This is a genomic window from Mesorhizobium loti (assembly GCA_014189435.1).
GTDB lineage: Bacteria > Pseudomonadota > Alphaproteobacteria > Rhizobiales > Rhizobiaceae > Mesorhizobium > Mesorhizobium loti_G.
In genome coordinates this window covers 4,626,577-4,642,989 of sequence record CP050293.1, presented here as the reverse complement: position 1 = coordinate 4,642,989, position 16,413 = coordinate 4,626,577, and the positions used below count along the sequence as shown (strand labels likewise).

General features: G+C 65.9%; 22 protein-coding genes and 2 pseudogenes. 1 reads left to right on the top strand and 23 read right to left on the bottom strand.

The genetic code is table 11. The features are described 5' to 3' along the window. Positions 1-10 precede the first annotated feature (10 nt). From HB777_22365 to HB777_22260, 22 genes and pseudogenes are all read right to left on the bottom strand, one after another. A complete protein-coding gene (locus tag HB777_22365; protein QND66385.1) occupies positions 11-292 on the bottom strand; it encodes a conjugal transfer protein in 282 nt (93 codons plus the stop codon). Continuing rightward, entirely contained in the window at positions 292-624 is a 333-nt protein-coding gene (locus tag HB777_22360) for a conjugal transfer protein TrbC (GenBank protein QND66384.1), read from the bottom strand. The genes HB777_22365 and HB777_22360 overlap by 1 nt, the downstream gene beginning before the upstream one ends. Continuing rightward, a complete protein-coding gene (gene trbB, locus HB777_22355; protein QND66383.1) occupies positions 621-1,604 on the bottom strand; it encodes a P-type conjugative transfer ATPase TrbB in 984 nt (327 codons plus the stop codon). Before trbB ends, HB777_22360 begins: the two co-directional genes overlap by 4 nt. 169 nt (positions 1,605-1,773) lie before the next feature. After that, complete coding sequence (locus tag HB777_22350; GenBank protein QND66382.1) at positions 1,774-2,208, bottom strand: CopG family transcriptional regulator; 435 nt, start codon at positions 2,206-2,208, stop codon at positions 1,774-1,776. An 8-nt stretch (positions 2,209-2,216) separates the two neighbouring features. Beyond that, positions 2,217-4,202 carry a conjugal transfer protein TraG gene (locus HB777_22345; GenBank protein QND66381.1) on the bottom strand — a complete coding sequence of 662 codons (1,986 nt, stop codon included), beginning with the start codon at positions 4,200-4,202 and terminating at the stop codon, positions 2,217-2,219. A gap of 25 nt (positions 4,203-4,227) precedes the next feature. Continuing rightward, positions 4,228-5,967, bottom strand: coding sequence for a DUF3363 domain-containing protein (locus HB777_22340; GenBank protein ID QND66380.1), 1,740 nt, complete (start codon positions 5,965-5,967; stop codon positions 4,228-4,230). Positions 5,968-6,211: 244 nt separating this feature from the next. Next, positions 6,212-6,973 (bottom strand): lytic transglycosylase domain-containing protein, encoded by a 762-nt coding sequence (locus HB777_22335; GenBank protein ID QND66379.1) that lies wholly within the window; start codon positions 6,971-6,973, stop codon positions 6,212-6,214. 3 nt (positions 6,974-6,976) lie between these two features. After that, the gene (locus HB777_22330; GenBank protein ID QND66378.1) at positions 6,977-7,315 is read right to left on the bottom strand and encodes a DUF736 domain-containing protein; all 339 of its coding nucleotides are present in this window, start codon (positions 7,313-7,315) and stop codon (positions 6,977-6,979) included. Positions 7,316-7,360: 45 nt separating this feature from the next. Next, positions 7,361-7,906 carry a S26 family signal peptidase gene (locus HB777_22325; GenBank protein ID QND66377.1) on the bottom strand — a complete coding sequence of 182 codons (546 nt, stop codon included), beginning with the start codon at positions 7,904-7,906 and terminating at the stop codon, positions 7,361-7,363. Then, positions 7,903-8,421, bottom strand: coding sequence for a DUF2840 domain-containing protein (locus HB777_22320; GenBank protein QND66376.1), 519 nt, complete (start codon positions 8,419-8,421; stop codon positions 7,903-7,905). The genes HB777_22325 and HB777_22320 overlap by 4 nt, the downstream gene beginning before the upstream one ends. Further along, entirely contained in the window at positions 8,421-8,672 is a 252-nt protein-coding gene (locus HB777_22315; GenBank protein ID QND66375.1) for a hypothetical protein, read from the bottom strand. Before HB777_22315 ends, HB777_22320 begins: the two co-directional genes overlap by 1 nt. Next, positions 8,669-9,307: an AAA family ATPase gene (locus tag HB777_22310; protein ID QND66374.1), complete on the bottom strand. Its 639-nt coding sequence runs from the start codon at positions 9,305-9,307 to the stop codon at positions 8,669-8,671. Before HB777_22310 ends, HB777_22315 begins: the two co-directional genes overlap by 4 nt. A gap of 208 nt (positions 9,308-9,515) precedes the next feature. Then, the gene (locus HB777_22305; GenBank protein QND66373.1) at positions 9,516-10,403 is read right to left on the bottom strand and encodes a replication initiator protein A; all 888 of its coding nucleotides are present in this window, start codon (positions 10,401-10,403) and stop codon (positions 9,516-9,518) included. Positions 10,404-10,414: 11 nt separating this feature from the next. After that, positions 10,415-10,702: a helix-turn-helix domain-containing protein gene (locus tag HB777_22300; GenBank protein QND66372.1), complete on the bottom strand. Its 288-nt coding sequence runs from the start codon at positions 10,700-10,702 to the stop codon at positions 10,415-10,417. A gap of 125 nt (positions 10,703-10,827) precedes the next feature. After that, a complete protein-coding gene (locus HB777_22295; protein ID QND68869.1) occupies positions 10,828-11,373 on the bottom strand; it encodes a DUF2285 domain-containing protein in 546 nt (181 codons plus the stop codon). A 13-nt stretch (positions 11,374-11,386) separates the two neighbouring features. Beyond that, a pseudogene (locus HB777_22290) lies at positions 11,387-11,590 on the bottom strand (hypothetical protein). A 116-nt stretch (positions 11,591-11,706) separates the two neighbouring features. Next, positions 11,707-11,970 (bottom strand): DUF2285 domain-containing protein, encoded by a 264-nt coding sequence (locus tag HB777_22285; GenBank protein QND66371.1) that lies wholly within the window; start codon positions 11,968-11,970, stop codon positions 11,707-11,709. Positions 11,971-12,090: 120 nt separating this feature from the next. Then, positions 12,091-12,333: a helix-turn-helix transcriptional regulator gene (locus tag HB777_22280; protein QND66370.1), complete on the bottom strand. Its 243-nt coding sequence runs from the start codon at positions 12,331-12,333 to the stop codon at positions 12,091-12,093. Between the two features lie 183 nt (positions 12,334-12,516). Continuing rightward, a complete protein-coding gene (locus HB777_22275) occupies positions 12,517-12,843 on the bottom strand; it encodes a DUF736 domain-containing protein (protein QND66369.1) in 327 nt (108 codons plus the stop codon). Between the two features lie 22 nt (positions 12,844-12,865). After that, positions 12,866-13,057 (bottom strand): annotated as a pseudogene (locus HB777_22270) (hypothetical protein). A 353-nt stretch (positions 13,058-13,410) separates the two neighbouring features. Then, the gene (locus tag HB777_22265) at positions 13,411-13,854 is read right to left on the bottom strand and encodes a hypothetical protein (GenBank protein ID QND66368.1); all 444 of its coding nucleotides are present in this window, start codon (positions 13,852-13,854) and stop codon (positions 13,411-13,413) included. Between the two features lie 140 nt (positions 13,855-13,994). Beyond that, a complete protein-coding gene (locus HB777_22260; protein ID QND66367.1) occupies positions 13,995-14,162 on the bottom strand; it encodes a hypothetical protein in 168 nt (55 codons plus the stop codon). A 293-nt stretch (positions 14,163-14,455) separates the two neighbouring features. On the opposite strand from HB777_22260, the gene HB777_22255 reads away from it, so the two are divergent. Next, positions 14,456-15,208 (top strand): hypothetical protein, encoded by a 753-nt coding sequence (locus HB777_22255; GenBank protein ID QND66366.1) that lies wholly within the window; start codon positions 14,456-14,458, stop codon positions 15,206-15,208. 7 nt (positions 15,209-15,215) lie between these two features. On the opposite strand, the gene HB777_22250 is transcribed toward HB777_22255, so the two are convergent. Continuing rightward, complete coding sequence (locus tag HB777_22250) at positions 15,216-16,139, bottom strand: DUF2493 domain-containing protein (protein QND68868.1); 924 nt, start codon at positions 16,137-16,139, stop codon at positions 15,216-15,218. Between the last annotated feature and the right edge of the window lie 274 nt (positions 16,140-16,413).

The following is a 16,413-nucleotide window of genomic DNA, read 5'->3' as shown; positions in this document are numbered from 1 at the left end:
TCGTTCCTGCTCAGAGCGACAGGTGGCCGGGGATGCGCAGATGCTTGCGCACGACGTCGACGAATTGCGGATCGCGCTTGGCGGCCCAGACAGCCGCGAAGTGGCCGAGAGCCCAGAGCCCGAGACCGACCAGCCAGAGGCGAAGGCCGAGGCCAAGCGCGGCGGCGAGCGTACCGTTGAGGATGGCGATCGAGCGCGGAGCGCCGCCGAGCAGGATATGCTCGGTCAGCGCCCGATGGACCGGGACCGAGAGGCCCGGCAGCTCACCGCCATTGTCGGCGCCGTCGGCCATCAGACGAGCGCCCCGCCGCCGAACGAGAAGAACGACAGGAAGAAACTGGACGCGGCGAAGGCAATCGACAGACCGAAGACGATCTGGATCAGTTTGCGTGCGCCGCCCGACGTGTCGCCAAAAGCGAGTGTCAGGCCGGTGATGATAATGATCATGACCGCGATGATCTTGGAGACCGGACCCTCGATCGAATCGAGAATTTTCTGCAGTGGTGCTTCCCACGGCATTGAGGATCCCGTGGCGTGGGCGGCGGGGGCGAGCGCCAGCGTGAGAAAGGTGACTGACACCGCCGTGGCGATGTGGCGGCGGATGCGCAGGGTATGCTGGATCATGACGGGTCTCCTGTGAGGGGCTGGCTTGCGGGGGTGACGCGGTAGTCGCCGTCGGGGCCAAGGCCCTCGATACGGGCGAGTTCGGTGAGGCGGCGCGACGCGCCGCGACCGGACAGCACGGCGACCAGGTCAATCGTCTCGGCGATCAGAGCGCGCGGGACGGTGACCACGGCTTCCTGGATCAGCTGCTCCATGCGGCGCAGCGCCCCGATGGCCGTGCCGGCGTGGATCGTTCCGACGCCGCCGGGATGTCCGGTGCCCCAGGCCTTCAGCAGATCGAGTGCCTCAGCGCCGCGCACCTCTCCAATCGGGATGCGATCGGGGCGCAGGCGAAGCGAGGAGCGGACGAGATCGGAGAGCGAGGCGACGCCGTCCTTTGTCCGCATCGCGACCAGATTGGGCGCGGCGCATTGCAGCTCGCGAATGTCCTCGATCAGGACGACCCGGTCCGAGGTCTTCGAGACCTCGGCGAGCAGTGCGTTGGTGAGGGTCGTTTTGCCGGTGGATGTGCCTCCGGCGACGAGGATGTTGCGCCGTCCGGCGACGGCTTGGCGCAGCGTCTCGGCCTGATCCGCCACCATGATCCCGGCGGCGACATAATCGTCGAGCGTAAACACGGCGACGGCAGGCTTACGGATCGCGAAGGCCGGCGCGGATACCACCGGCGGCAACAATCCCTCGAACCGCTCCCCCGTTTCGGGCAGCTCGGCCGAGACACGCGGGGCGCCGGGATGAACCTCCGCGCCGACATGGTGGGCGACGAGCCGGATGATCCGCTCGCCGTCCGAAGGCGACAGCACTTCACCTGTGTCGGAAAGCCCTTCGGAAAGACGGTCGACCCAGAGCCGCCCATCGGGGTTGAGCATCACCTCGACGATCGCAGGGTCTTCCAGAAACCGGGCGATCGCCGGCCCGAGGGCGGTGCGCAGCATGCGCGCGCCGCGAAGGATCGCCTGCGATTTCTGGTGATTGGCCGCCACGTCGTCCCCGTCCTTTTGCGGGTCCGCGAAGCGCGGCCCTGGATCGGGGATGAGTAGGAGAGGCAGAAATCATGGCCTGACAACAACCATAATGTGGTCGTCGTACTGTGGCGTACAAAGACAGGGAAACGGCGGAATGGCGGAATACTTGCGGCAGACGCAGCCGTGATTATTCCGCGTCATGCGCGGGCGCGATGTCCTCCGAAATCTCTTGCCGAAGCTTCGGCCCGTGAGCGAGTCGGCGGCCGAGCGCGGTGACGAACGCCTCGTAGCGCTCGCCGGCTTTGGCGCGCGCCGCAGTCTGGGCAGGCTCCGGTAGCGGCGGGTTCGTCGTCAGCCAGAAGCGGATGAAGACGGCCAGCGTTTCGACGGCGATGCCAAGGTCGCGCTCCATGCGTGCCATTCGCCGGTCGAGCTGATCGAGCCGCTTCGTCGTCGCCGCCTCCTGCCGTTCGGAGGCGTCAGGCGAGAGGAAAGAGGCGATGCCGGCTTCCGCGATCAGGGAGAGGGATTGATCGCGCCGGGCGGCGTGCGCGGCGAGCGCTTTCATGACGTCCGGTTCGAGATACACGGATAGCCGCTGCTTTTTGGGAGGCTTTACCATGGTGCCTCCTAAAGCTCGATGCCGTCGTTGGGATCGAGCGAGGCTTGGCGTGCCACCTGGCGCATGGTCTGGCTCATGCGCGAGAGACGTGCGGCATCCTCGTCGGCGTCGTCGCGGGGGTCGATCTCGAATTCGTTTTCGATGGGTTGCTTAGTCTCGACGGGTTTTGAGCGGCTCAGTTCCGGCTGGTGCCGGCGCTCGGAGTCGGTCGTGTCCTCATCTTCCGATCCGCCGCCGCCGGTAGCCGTCGCCACCGCCGGCTTCACCGGAAGGGGCAGCGTGCTCCAGTCGTCCGGTCGGGCGGCTGTTGGCTTCAAAAGGTTTGGCGGCGGCAAGATGCGCTCCTGAAACCGGCGATCCTCATAATATCGCGCCTTCTTCGCGCGGATCGGCGGGGTGCCGGCGACCATGACGATTTCGTCGGATGGCGGAAGCTGCATGATTTCGCCGGGCGTCATCAGTTGCCGGGCCGTTTCCGAGCGCGAGACCATCAAGTGGCCGAGCCAGGGCGACAGGCGATGACCGGCATAGTTCTTCATCGCGCGCATCTCGGTCGCGGTGCCAAGCGCATCCGACACACGTTTGGCGGTCCGCTCATCGTTGGTCGCGAAGCTGACGCGCACATGGCAGTTGTCGAGGATCGAGTTGTTCGGCCCGTAGGCCTTCTCGATCTGGTTCAGCGACTGGGCGATGAGGAAGGCTTTGAGGCCGTATCCCGCCATGAAGGCGAGCGCACTCTCGAAAAAGTCGAGGCGGCCGAGGGCCGGAAATTCGTCGAGCATCAGGAGAAGACGATGGCGGTTGCCGTTCGCCTTCAGATCCTCCGTGAGCCGCCGGCCGATCTGATTGAGGATCAGGCGGATCAGCGGCTTGGTCCGATTGATGTCCGATGGTGGCACGACGAGGTAGAGCGTCGTTGGATGCTTGCCGCCGACGATATCGACGATGCGCCAGTCGCAGCGGCGTGTGACCTCTGCCACTACGGGATCGCGGTATAGGCCGAGGAACGACATCGCGGTGGACAGCACGCCCGACCGCTCATTGTCTGATTTGTTCAGCAGCTCGCGTGCGGCGCTGGCGATCACCGGATGCGGTCCGGCCTCGCCGAGATGCGCCGTCTTCATCATGGCGGCGAGGGTCGAATCGATCGGCCGCTTTGGATCGGAGAGGAAGGCGGCGACGCTCGCGAGGGTCTTGTCGGCCTCGGCGTAGAGGACGTGCAGAATGGCGCCGACCAGCAACGCGTGGCTAGTCTTCTCCCAATGATTCCGTTTCTCGAGCGAGCCTTCCGGGTCGACCAGGATGTCGGCGATGTTCTGGACGTCGCGGACCTCCCATTCACCGCGGCGCACCTCGAGCAGCGGATTGTAGGCGGCCGACTTCGCGTTGGTCGGATCAAATAGCAGGACGCGGCCGTGCCGGGACCGGAAGCCGGCCGTCAGCGTCCAGTTCTCGCCCTTGATGTCATGGACAATCGCCGAGCCGGGCCAGGTGAGTAGCGACGGCACGACCAGGCCGACGCCCTTGCCGGATCGCGTGGGCGCAAAGCACAGCACATGCTCGGGACCATCGTGGCGGAGATAGTCGCGCTCGAACTTCCCCAGGATGACGCCATCCGCGCCCGTGAGGCCGGCGGCGCTCACTTCGCGCGCATCGGCCCACCGGGCGGAGCCGAACGTCTCGGCGTTCTTCGCCTCACGCGCCCGCCAGACGGACATGCCGATCGCGACGGCGATTGAGATGAAGCCGCCAGACGCCGCGATATAAGCGCTCTCGATGAAGATCGGCGGCGCATAGGCATCGTAGAAATACCACCACCAGAAGAAGGCGGGCGGATAGTAGATCGGCCAGCCGACCAATTCGAACCACGGGAGTCCGAGCTGCGGCTGGAAGCCGAGCCGATAGGCCGTCCACTGCGTCGCCGCCCAGGTCGTCATGAGCACGATCAGGAAGACGGTGAGAATCTGGCCCCAGAGGATCTTGGTCGCCGACATGGCGGGCACTCCTTTCTTGATTGGGCTACATGCCGAGGCCGCGGTTGCGGCTGAAGCTCCAGTCGACGCCGCCGGCGCCGCGCGACACACCGGAGACGTGCTGACCGACCTGGCGTTCGAGGGACGGCGACCAGGGCACGAGCTGGAAGCCGAGGCCGTCGTCGATCATGGCGAAGCGGCCGGAAGCGAGCGCGAAGCGCTGGCGATAGGTGCCCGCCACATACTCGCCCGTTGCGGCCCTGATGAACTGGCGCCCGGTTTCGGCCGCGAGCTTCTCGCCAAGGGCCTCCACCTCGCGCTGCCGGAGCGTGTCGATCAGCCCCGGCGAAAAGCTGATGCCGCGCGTTTGTCGCTCGGCGAGACCCTGGCTGACGAGATGCTCGGCGCGCCGGTCCATCGCCTGGCGAACCTCCGCACCGAAGCCGCCACCGCCGAGTGCGACGGGCTCGCGGGCGATCGCCTGCCGGTCGAGCCAGGTTGCGCCGGTCGCATGGACTTGGGCGGAGATGTCGAGATCGGAGCGGACGGCGAGTGCGACCCGCCTGCGTCCCTGCGCGTCGTCGAATTTGCGCAGCTCGACGATCGAGCCCGGCGCGCTGTCGCCGGCGGCGTCGAGGTCGGGCAGCTTGATGTGATGGGTTCGCCCGTCCGTGCCGTCGACCACGGCATAGGCCGTGCCTTTCAGCTCATCGTCGAGACCCCGATCGACCAGCCGGCCGACGACAGGATCGCTGAGGCTCTCGCCGGCGAGCACATAGCTCGCCGCGCCCCGTTCGATGCCGCGTTCGGTTAGGCCGCGATGAACGCGCTTGATGATGTCGCCACGCTCGCCCAGCTCGCGCAGGGTCGCCTCGGCATTCTCGGACACGGCCCATTGGCCGGGGCCGATCTGGTCGGCGAGGCCGAGCGTCTCCAGCTTCCGCAGCCGACCGACCTTCATCGCATGGAATTCGTCGGGCCGGCGATCGGGGTGCGGGGCAAGATCGACAACGCCGGTGCGGTAGCTGTCACGGGCAAGCTGGCGATCGAGATTGGTCCAGCGTTCCGCCTCGGTCTGCCGTTGGAGATTGCGGCGGATCTCGTGATCGGTGCGCGGTCCCAACTCCTGGGTGACGAGATCCTGCGCGCGGGCACGCATGCCTTCCTTGATGTAGTCGCGCGAGATCACGAGGTCCTGGCCGTCATCGTTGCGCCCGCGCAGGATGATATGGACGTGCGGATTGTCCGTGTTCCAGTGATCGACGCCGACCCAATCGAGCTTCGTGCCGAGGTCCTTTTCCATCTGGCCCATCAGGTCGCGGGCGAAGGTCTTGAGGTCGGACATCTCCGTCGCGTCCTCGGGCGAGACGATGAAGCGGAAATGATGGCGGTCGTCCTGGGTCCGCTCCGCGAAGGCCTTGGGATCGGCGTCCTCGGTCTCCGGCCCGAACAGCCGGGCTTTCTCTCCATCCCGGGTGACACCCTCGCGCCGCAGATAGCTGAGGTGGGCGCTGAGCGGCGCGGCCCGAGCGCTGTGCCGGACGACGCGCGTCTTGATCACCGTGTTGCGCGAGCGGCTGGTGAGCAAACGATTGGCCTGTACGGTCGCGCGCTGACCGCGCCCGAAACGCGAGTGGTTGCCCGAGCTGATCTTGCCGGAGCGCGAGACGCTACCGCCGGCGCGCTGGGCGGCGGCGAGCGCCTGGGCGATGAAGGGCCGCGCCTGCTGTGCGCGGGTCGAGCGGATGCGGCCAGGCCGGATGCGGAAATCGTCCTCGCCGCTCATGGTCGAGGCCCCGCACATCGCGCAAAGCCGAGGAAACACTTGCAGGAATCTCGATGGCGCAGGCTGCGCCGATCAGGCGCACCTCGCGCGAATGCTCCATAAGTCTCTGAAAACACACGGCCGCGCCAGGCCGCACATCGCGCGCTTTTATCTCGCCATCGTTCGGTTGTGCTGCCTGCTTTTCCCGCCTCTGACGCCAACTCCACGCCAGAACCCGACAATGCCGCATGGAGTGCGAAGCCACTCATCGCGGCCCCGCAGTATCAGTCCGCGCCACGAATAGGCCGTCCGATCGCGGTGCAGGCAGGTCCGGATGGCGAGCGGACTCCCGCGCAGAGGGTGCGGCCGGATCGCCGTCCCGCTGCCGCTGGACTGCACCCGCGCTGCTGTCGACCTGCACGATGAAGAGTGGCGCACGGGTCCAGGCGAGCGGATCGGCGGTCGCCACCGTGACGGGGGCAGCGAGATCGCCGCCGCCGATGATCGGTGCGAGGGCGGCGACATAGGCGCGTGTTTCGGCCGGCAACGGGCGGCCGGTCGCCCGATATTCCTCGTAGCGGCCGGGACCAGCGTTGTAGGCCGCCAGAAAGCCGGGCGAGCCGTAGCGATCGTGCATCTCGCGCAGATACGCCGCGCCCGCCATGATGTTATCGCGCGGGTTGTAGGGGTCGCCGAGACCATGTCGAGCGCGCAAATTCGCCCAGGTCGCGGGCATGATCTGCATCAGGCCCATCGCGCCGGCCGATGAGATGGCGCGCATGTCGCCGGCGCTTTCGACGCGCATGACCGCACGAATCCAATGTTCGGGAACGCCAAATCGTCGCGCAGCCTCGGCGATCAAGGCGGCGTAGGGATCGACGCGAGAGAGGCGTTCGCCCGACACGGTCTGTGCATTCGCGTCGGCGCAAAGCGGCGCGGCGGTCAGCAGGCCGGAAAGGAGAAGGAAGGCTGTGCGCCGGACGGTGGAATGCCGGCCGGCGACAGCGGGATGGCGGCGGGCCGACATCGCTCAGTCCCGCTCGCTGCGCCGAGGCGGGCGGTTCCAGTGCAGACCCCAGTCGGACTTGTCGTCGGCCGACTGGAACAGGTTAGCGCGGACCGGTTGGCTGAAGGTCGGATCGTCTATCTGCAACGAAACGTACTCGCCGGCCTTCTCACCGGTGCGCTTCCAGCCCGCTCCAACTTCGGGACCGTCCTCATCCGATCCGAGATGGACGCGGTAGTCGGGCGCGTTCTCCGTGTCGGATTGCTCTACCGGCACGAGCACCAACTCGGCGTCGAGCGTGAGCGTTCTGACGCGCCCGGCATAGCCCGATTTGGTGCGGCTGAATTGACCGATTAGGGACATGATTGTCTCCATTGATGTGCGGTGAGATTAGGAATGGGCACGTCGTCACCGCGTCGGCGCGCGCCAGACGAAGCGGCCATCGCCGTCCTCGTCGGTGTAGAGAGGGATGGCCCGGCCGATCACGGCGGCGGCGGGAAGCGCGCCGAAGTAGCGGCCGTCGAGGCTGTCGCTGACCTGCCAGTTCATCAGGAACAGCTCGCCCTCGGCGACGACGCGGCAGCCTTGCCAGACGGGCAGCAGATTGCCGCGACGATCGCGATCAAGCGCGTCGCCCATCGGCACGGCGTCGACGGTGATGGCGAGGCCTGTCCTGCAAACGCGTTGACCGGGAAGCGCTACGACGCGCTTCATCAGCGGCACGCCGCGCGGCAGATAACCGCCCTCGGCGAGGAAGCTCGCGAACGGCTCGGGCGCACGCACGGCGACCAGATCGGTGACCTCGGGGGACGGGTCTGGCGCGATGGCATAGAGGCCGATCGGCGTGCTGGCCGACGCATTCCAGATCAGCTTCGGCGCGAAGGAAACGATCGATAGGATGCCGAGCAACGACACGGCGCCCGTCGTGGTGACGGCGTAGCCGAGCCGGGTCATGCGCCGATCCTCCGCGCCAGGAGGAAGGCGCGATGGCGCTGCGTCGTGTAGGCGCGCGGCGTCTCGCCGACGGCCAGGCGATTGTGAACGTGCCGCCAGTAATCGGGCGCGACCTCGGCCGGATCGATGCCGATGGCCTCGATCGCGTCGATGAGCTGGAGCATGCGCTCCACCCTCGGCCAGCCGTCGACGCGGAGCAGAATGTCGCCGCCGGGCGTCACGGTCGGGATTGTCTGGCAGCGTTCGCCAGGACCCACCGCGCGCAGAATGTCGAGGCGGGAGAGCATGGTGCCGTGCTCGTTCGCGGCCCAGCGCACCAGCGCGAAGACCGCGCCGGAAGGGAAGAAGAGGATACGGCGGCGACGGTCGAGGACCTGTTCGCGGACCTCGCGGCCGAAACGAATCCAGTGCTCGATCTGCTTCTCGATCCAGACGAGTTCGACTTTGGTGAGATCCGCAGGCGGCGTGGGAGGTGCGCGGCCGGCGCGCGCGGATACGGCAGCAAGGCCGGACATCAGTCGTCTCCTTGGGATTGTGGGAATTCGCGTTCGAGCAGCGTGCGGAGCATGTCGGCGACAGTCTGGCCGCGCTGGAAGGCCGCAATCTTGATGCGGCCGCGCATGTCGGCGGTGACGTCGATGGTCAGCCGAGCCGAGAAGTCGTCGGCGGATTGCGGTCGCTGTGTCTGGCGATCGGGCGCCTTGATCCAGTTTTCTGGATCGCCTGGCCGAGATGCGAACCCACGCCTGGGAGATCGTTCGCTCATGCGCCGATCCTCAAGATTTCGGCCGCGAGCGCGGTGATCTCGCGCGCGCCCGGACAATCCTGGTCCTGCTCCGCGGCGATCCGGCCGGTCTGCACGACATCGGCGAAGACGATGCGCTGACCGATGGTCGTCGCGAGCAATGGCGGGTCGTGGTCGGCGAGCGTCTCGACGGTTTCGCGGGCGAGCACGGTGCGCGCCGCGCAGCGGTTCAGCACGAAGCGAGCGGCAAGCTCTGGGCGGTAGATACGTGCTTCATTGAGCAGCGCGAGCATCTCGGCCGACGCCCAGCCGTCGAGCGGCGACGGCTGCACTGGGATCAGCACGAGGTCGGCGGCGAGCAGCGCCGAGCGCATCAAACTGGCGACGCGCGGCGGTCCGTCGATGACGACATGGTCAGCGTCACGCGCCAGCTCCGGCGCTTCACGGTGGAGCGTGTCCCGGGCCAGGCCGACAACACCGAACAGCCGCTGCAATCCCTCCCGGCTGCGTTGCTGCGACCAATCCAGCGCAGACCCTTGAGGATCGGCGTCGATGAGCGTGACGCGCTTACCGCCCCGAGCCCGTTCACCGGCGAGATGGAGGGCGAGCGTCGTCTTGCCGACGCCGCCCTTCTGGTTGAGGAGCGCGACGATCATGACGGTCTCCCGACGATCGGGGACTCGTCCACACAGCACGAAAAAACGGGTTGCGTTAGAAAGATTCCGTAGGAATCTAGGTTAGATAAGTTACGGGGCTCGCAAGCTGCTGATTCAGCGCGATGAATCGGCGATTTCGGTCCCCGATAGCACGAGGGTCCGGTCCCCAATGGCACGATAGCCCCGGTCCCTGATAGCACGAGATGATTCACAGCTTATCCCCAGGTCGAGTTGTCGAGCGGCGACGGCGGCGCGGAATGCCGAGCGCGTCGTGATCGGTGGGTACGAAAGACAGGATTTCGGGACCGCCGAAGCATTGCTCGATGGTCAGGCGATAGCCGGGCAGCGGCTGGCGGCGGACGATCTCGCGCAGGTCGTAGGCGAAGTGTTTGAGCGGCGAGAGGCTGCCGGATTTCGCGTGGAGGTGCGGGAAATCGAAGCTCCAGCCGTGTTCCTGCTTGCCGCCGTGCTTGCGCACCAGGCGATAAAGCCAGCGCTCCAGCCCGCCTGTGAGATCGAAGTATCTGCGGTCGATCGTCAGCACGAGCGCATCGTCAAGGACGGCGCCGTAAAACCAGTCGGGAACGATCAGCTCGAGGCCGAGCGGACGGCCGCGGTGATCGGCGCGCTCCTTCCATTCGTTGATCCAAGAGAAGCGGTGCATCCGCCGCTCGGTCGGCTGGCGGATCGAGGTCGCGACCGTGGTCGACTGCAGCCGGTCGAGCGCGGCCTTCAGGCGGTCGTAGTCGCGTAGCGACACGCCGCGGCCGATGAAGTTCAGAATTTCATAGGGGGTGGTCGCCATCAGGCGCGACGGACGCAAGCCGACATCGCGCGCTTCGACAATCTGGGAGGCTGCCCAGATGAGGACATCGGCGTCCCAAATCGTGGCCATGCCATGTTCGGGGACGGCTTCCACGCGGATCTTCACCGAACCCGCCTTGAAGTCGATCGGCGCCAGGCGCTTCGACTTGGCGAGCGAGAAGAACGGATAAGCCATGAGGTCCTGGGCATCGCGGGGTGCGAGATCGCCGGGCAGCGCCCGGAACAGATCGAGCTGCGCGCGCTCATCGTGATGGGTGTGGCGGGACGACACGGCCGGCCGCCTCAGCGCGCGAAGCGGCCGCCGGCGGTGGCGGGGGATGCGGTGACCTGGCGCTTGGCTGGGAGCACGGTGCCGCCGCGCGGATCGGAGGTCGAGGTGACCAGGCCCCGGTCGGCCCAGCTCTGCAGGTCCTCGACGGAATAGACGACGCGGCCGCCGAGCTTGCGGTAGACCGGACCGGTGCCGTAGGTCCGGTGCTTCTCGAGGGTGCGTTCGGAGAGGCCGAGGAAGCGGGCGGCTTCCTGCGTCCTCAGGTAGCGTGGCGGTAGATTGGCGGCTCTGTCGGCCATGGTCGCACCTTCGTGGTCTCGCGGTGGCCGCTGCGAACAAGCGGCGGGTTGCGAGCACGGTGGCGCGAAGACGGCGCCTCGGACGATGTCGAAGTAAGGCGCTAAAATCGACACCCGAGCGGGCGTCAGCGATCCCGGCGTGGGCGGCGCAGCAATGTCCGGTAGCCGCCGCGAACGAGCTTCATGCCGTCGCGGGCGAGACGGATGGTGATCTCCCGGATTGGGTCGCCGACCCAGGACGCTGCGTCGATCTTGTGCTGAGGGAAGAGATGCTCTGCGACGGTGCGGTAGATGGCGCCGCTCTCGCGCGCGTCGACAGCGCGCAGCATCTGGCGCGCGCGCTGACGTCTCTGCAGCGTCATGCGCGGATCGGGCGGCACACGCTTGCCGAACATTGCGTGCCAGAGGCGTTCGACCGCGGTCAATCGGTCGGGCGTCAGTTCATCGAACAGGACGAATGCGCCGAGGGGGCGGGCATCATCGACGTCGACCAAGGCCACGTCGTGGGGCTCGCCCCGCAGCGTGAGCCGGATCAGACCAGGATCATGCTCGATGATGGCATGGGCGAGCAGATCCTCAACGCCGAGGCGGAAATCTCCCGCCGGACTCGGTCCGCTGGTGAACGGGAGTGTCGCGGGATCGGTTTGCGGGGTCCAGAAGACCGGCTGGATGAGCGCGGAGTTGCGAGGGTCGGCGACGAAATCGCAACCCCCATTGTTCGGCGAATTCCCGGGCGATGTCCCCGGTCAGCCGTCCGATCGCAACCAGTTCCTGATATGATTTTCTGTAGTCGGGATTACGACGCAGGAACTCCCAGGCAAGATCGCCCGGCGTCAACTTGTCGATATAGTCATAGGCGGCTTCAGACCGCCAACTTTCATCCTTCATCCTCCACCGCCTCCGCAACGTTTTACAACGCGAGTTGTGCAGCGGATACGATTCCCGGTTGAACAAAGCGCGGGAAGAACGAAGTGGGCGCAACGTGATGCGGTTTGTGCATCACCTCAGTGCAGGCGGCCTTGCAGCAATTGACAGAAGCCGCTGGTGGTCATCCATTTCGCGCGGTCGAGATGGCTGGTGTAGATGCGCCGAGCGCGCTCCGGTTCGGCCTTGGCGTCGAGCCCGAAGAGGACTTCGACCACCTCACGCCAATCGGCGCTTTCCGCGTCGGCATCGAGCAGCCGGACATAGAGCTTCAGATGCGCCTCGTCATAAGCGGTCAAAGCCGCGCCGGCCGGCGGCTGGTCGAGAAAATCGTCTTTAGTCACAACATCCCCCGATCGCGAGATGTATCCAAACTGGAGGAGATTGTTAACGATGATTTCATCGGAAAAATGACGCAAGGCCCTGATGCGGGAAGATGTGGCAACGCCACGACCTGTCGAACGTCAGGTTTCCTTCTTTGCATCAACGAGCAGCACTCCCTTGCCCTGATCGGAGTTCAGGAAGACGATGCCCGCGCGCTCGAAAGCCCTTCGCACCTCGTCGCGCGTACTCTCAAAGACCTCGAGGCCACTGGTGGATTCGAGGCGCTTAAGCGCGGTCAATGAGACCCGGGCCTTGTCAGCGAGCGTCTCCTGTGTCCAACCCAGCAACGCGCGTGCGGCCCGAAATTGTCGGGCGGTGATCATGCATGATCACCTCCCACACGGACATACGCGTACGCCAAGACTACGACTATAATAGTCGTTCTTGGCAGGATCTTCCAGCCGGAAATGGCTGTTTGGGCTCTCTACGGTCGATTGGGCCGCAACTGATTCGGTCGCCGCAAAGCCGAAGGCCCCGGCCTTCCGGCCGGGGCCTCGCGCGGGGCCTCAGTCGCCCCGCCGCCCGTTGGGGCGGGACCAGATCAGCGAGAAGGTCTCGCCTTCCTCGTCGTCGAAGAGGTTGGCGTAGATCGGGGCGTTGAAGCTCGGATCGTCCAGCTTGAGGCCCAGATAGTCGCGGCCCTCGTTAGAGCGCTTGGACCAGGCGGCGCCGATCTCGGCGCGGCCGACCAGGACCCGGTGACTGGGGGCGTTCTCGCCGGTCGCGCGCTGGTCGGGGACGATGCGCACGTTCTTGGCCTGGACACTGAGGGTGACGATTTCGCCGGTGAATTCGTTCGAGCCGGTCTTCTTGAAGGTGCCGATGGTCGCCATTGTAAGTCTCCGTTTTCCGTTCCCGAGCCCGCACCATTGCGGCCTCGATGGCGATCGGCAGGCCGGAGGCGATCGACGGCGCACCCCGCAGGGGCCTGACAGCCAAGGAGGGCTTTCTTGTCTCGCGAGGAATGGCGGCGCAGCCGGCAGGGGAAGAAAGTTTGACGCGGCTGTTGCGTCATAGGCGATCGAGGCGAAGCCGGCGTTCGGCCAGATCAGGCCATTGAAGAGGCCGTGTGGAGCGGTTGAGGCACGGTCAGAGAACGGAGAAAATGGCGGCCGTCTCGCGCCAGCAAACCGGCGTCACGGCAATGCTCACGGGCATCGTTTCTTCGCGGCAAGGCATTGGCTCTGCATCCTGACCCTCCACCGCCAACCGAGATATCGCCGCGACGGATATTCGGTGTGCCGCTCAGACATGGTCGTGCCACGGCAGCGCTCTAACTAAGGCGCCTGCTGGACCCAGCGTCGATCCGCACCCCACGCTCAATCCCAATGCCTAGCTAAGAAGAGGTGGGCGGTCGTCGCCGATAGCTGATCTCGCCCTCGCAACGCCGATATCGACGATCAGGCTCGCGCGAGGTCCCGGCTGGACGGGCCTGGGGACGCCGCCATTCCTGCGAGCCGCACGAAGGCGGTTATGCCCACCGCGATCGCGCCAATAACGGAGAAGGCGATCTGCCATCCTTCGGAAGGCATAAGGTGCTTCACAATGCCATGCGTCGCGTGGAAACCGGCGATGGCGGCCGGCGCGACGAAGGCGATGGCCACGAGCAGCTTCAGCCACATCGGCCGGACAAAGGTGATCAGCAGATGACCAGCCGCCAGGGTCAGGGCCGCGGCGCCGGCCCCGACCAGAACCGCGCCGGGAATGCCAGCGCCGGTGCCGTGCGCCCACGCGCCCGCGGTCACGCCGACGAACGCCGGCAGCGCGAAGATGGCCAGCGTGAACAGCAGCCAGCAAAGCAGGCCGATGGCTGCGAGGGATGCAAATATTGCGAGGATGATCATGGTGGCGTCCTCCGTGAGAAACGGTCTGACGGTCGCGCCTCCACCACCACCACGGCGCGCTCGAACTATAGCTGAAAAGTGGCTGAGCCGGGAGCGGAAATCGCGTGCGACCTCCGCGCGGCGACGCCGGTTCGCCCCGGTTATGGGGCGAAGGGATCGATCTCATGGACGATCGCGGCCATGTCGCCGTCGTATTCGCTGGCGGGCGTGACCGAGAGGGTGCCGTCGCCGGCCTGGAAGATGATGATCGCGGCCATCAGGGTGGTGGCGAGGCTGAAGGCGAAGGCGTGCGCGTCGTTGAGGGACATCGATCCGGCTCCTGTTTGAGCGGAGGACCATCCCCCGCTGACAGGCGCCCGAAGCGTCGGGCTGAGCGCCGCAATCACCGCGCAGGCGCAGCCGAAGCGGCGGCATGCTCGCATAGCCGACCCTTTACGGGTTGATGGCGTCAGGCGATCAGTCTGACCAAGGATCAGCGCAGATAAGCGGGGGTGTGTCGGGCGGTCCGAAATGGTAGTCGTGATGTTCTCAACAGCCTTGCCGCTAAGACCTCAGCCGGACGTCTCGCGCATACGAGGCGACAACTTTGTCTGGGAGGACCATGGCAAGCGGATTCCATGTGCCGGATGGCAACGAGGCCCTGCGGTCGGATATTCCTGCCATCGTCGAACTTATCGAGCGGACGGCACGGTGGGTACACCCCGACACGTTTCGCGCGCTGCCGGTCTGGGCACCACATACAGCGCGCGGTCGGGCCCTCTTTGATGCGGGGTGGACGCGCCGTTACACGAACACGCGAAAGCTGACCGGCGTAACGGCGGAGAAGTTCGAAGGAAATGTGGCTGCGCTCAACGCCCTTGTCGCTGCGCTCGACGTAGCGTCCCCCAAGCCGAAGAACTGGACCGTCTGTCACATCTGGGGTTACGACGATCCATCGTTCGCGCAGGGCAGCAGCGTGGTGCAGGATCCGCGCTATTTCTCCTGTGTCGCGAACATGGTGTGGCTCCCCACGTCGTTGAAGGGTTTCACCGACACCCTCCCAGAGATCAAAGCCATGCTGCGGGTATGCTCTTTCCATCTGTACGGATGGGCATGTGAGCACGAGGCAGTCGCCGCACAGGCTGAGCAGGTGCGATCGGGTTGGACACCGCCCGACTATCCGAACAGTTGGCCCAAAGCGGATCGGCCTGGCGTCCTGCCGCCGGGGACAGCGCCATTCACGCCACGCATCGAACGCGAAATCGCAAAGCGGAAGTCGAAAATCCGGTCCAATCTCGCCAACGCCGATTTTCTTCACTATCCGAAGACTGAGGTCGAGGATGTGCTGAAGTTCTGGAAAGTCGATCTGGGATAGGCGGCGCTCACGCGCCGCCGAACTTCCAAACCGGGATGCCGAGCTTCTTTGCCTTGTCGGCGAGGTTGTCGTTTATGCCGGTGCCGGGGAAGTGCATCACGCCCTTGGGCAGGATTTCCAGCATCTCGTCGTTGCGCTTGAAGGGCGCTGCGCGGCCGTGCTTCGTCCAGTCGGGAGCGAAACCGATCTGGGGCACGTTCCGGTTCGTCGCCCAAAGGGATGCGATCTTCTCGGCGCCCTTCGGCGACTTGCCGTGCATCAGCACCATGTCTGGGTGCTTTTCGTGCACCTGGTCGAGCTTGGCCCAGATCAGGCGGTGATCATTGAAGTCGAGCCCGCCGGTGACGAGGATTTTCGGCCCAGCGGGAAGAAGGATCGTCTGCTCGGCGCGCCGCTTCGCTGCCAGGAAGTCGCGGCTGTCGATCATCGCCGAGGTGAGGTTGCGGTGGTTGACCCTTGACCCGCTGCGCGGAAACCAGGTTTTGCCGACGTGGCGTTCGTAATGTTCGGCCGCCTGGTCGCGCATCAGTTCGAAGGCGTTCTGACGTTCCATCAGAGTTTGGCCTTCGGCGATGTGACGCTCGAGTTCGACGGCCTTTACCTCGCTGCCGTCCTGTTCACGTTGCCCGCGGCGTTGCGCCTGCTCGTTGTCGTCGAGTTCGCGCGCGATACGGTCGGTGGCGCGGTGAAAGACGTTGACCGTCGACCAGAGGAGATCGTCGAGGTCGGGTTCGAGGCGAGTGTCCTCCAGCGTTCCGATCAGGGCGTCGAAGATGTCGGCGATGGCGCCTGCGACCGCATTGCCGTCCGGGAGGAGTCGCTGGTCGGGTTCATCCTCGGAGGGACGGTAGCCGTGGAGCTGAAGCTCGGTGAGGACATGGTCGGTCGGTGATGAGGCGTGATGCGGTTCGAAGTCGTCGTGCTCGCTCATGGGATGCTCCGTCGGTTGGACCGCGACCGTCGCGGCCTTCATGGCGACGAATGCCGGCGGGCGGGCCGGCCCTGCACCCGGAGCAAGGCGCAGGGCCGGAGCGTCAGCGGAGGATGGCGGAGGCCGGCGATTTTGCCTCGCGATGGAAAGGCGCGGCACGCGCCGCCGGAAAATCGTCGGCCGCAGCCATTGTTGGGCAGGCCCGTTTGCTGGCCGATCGCCCTCTCGAAGGCCGAGGCGCGGTCCCCCACCGACGGTTGGTGCATCTGCGAGC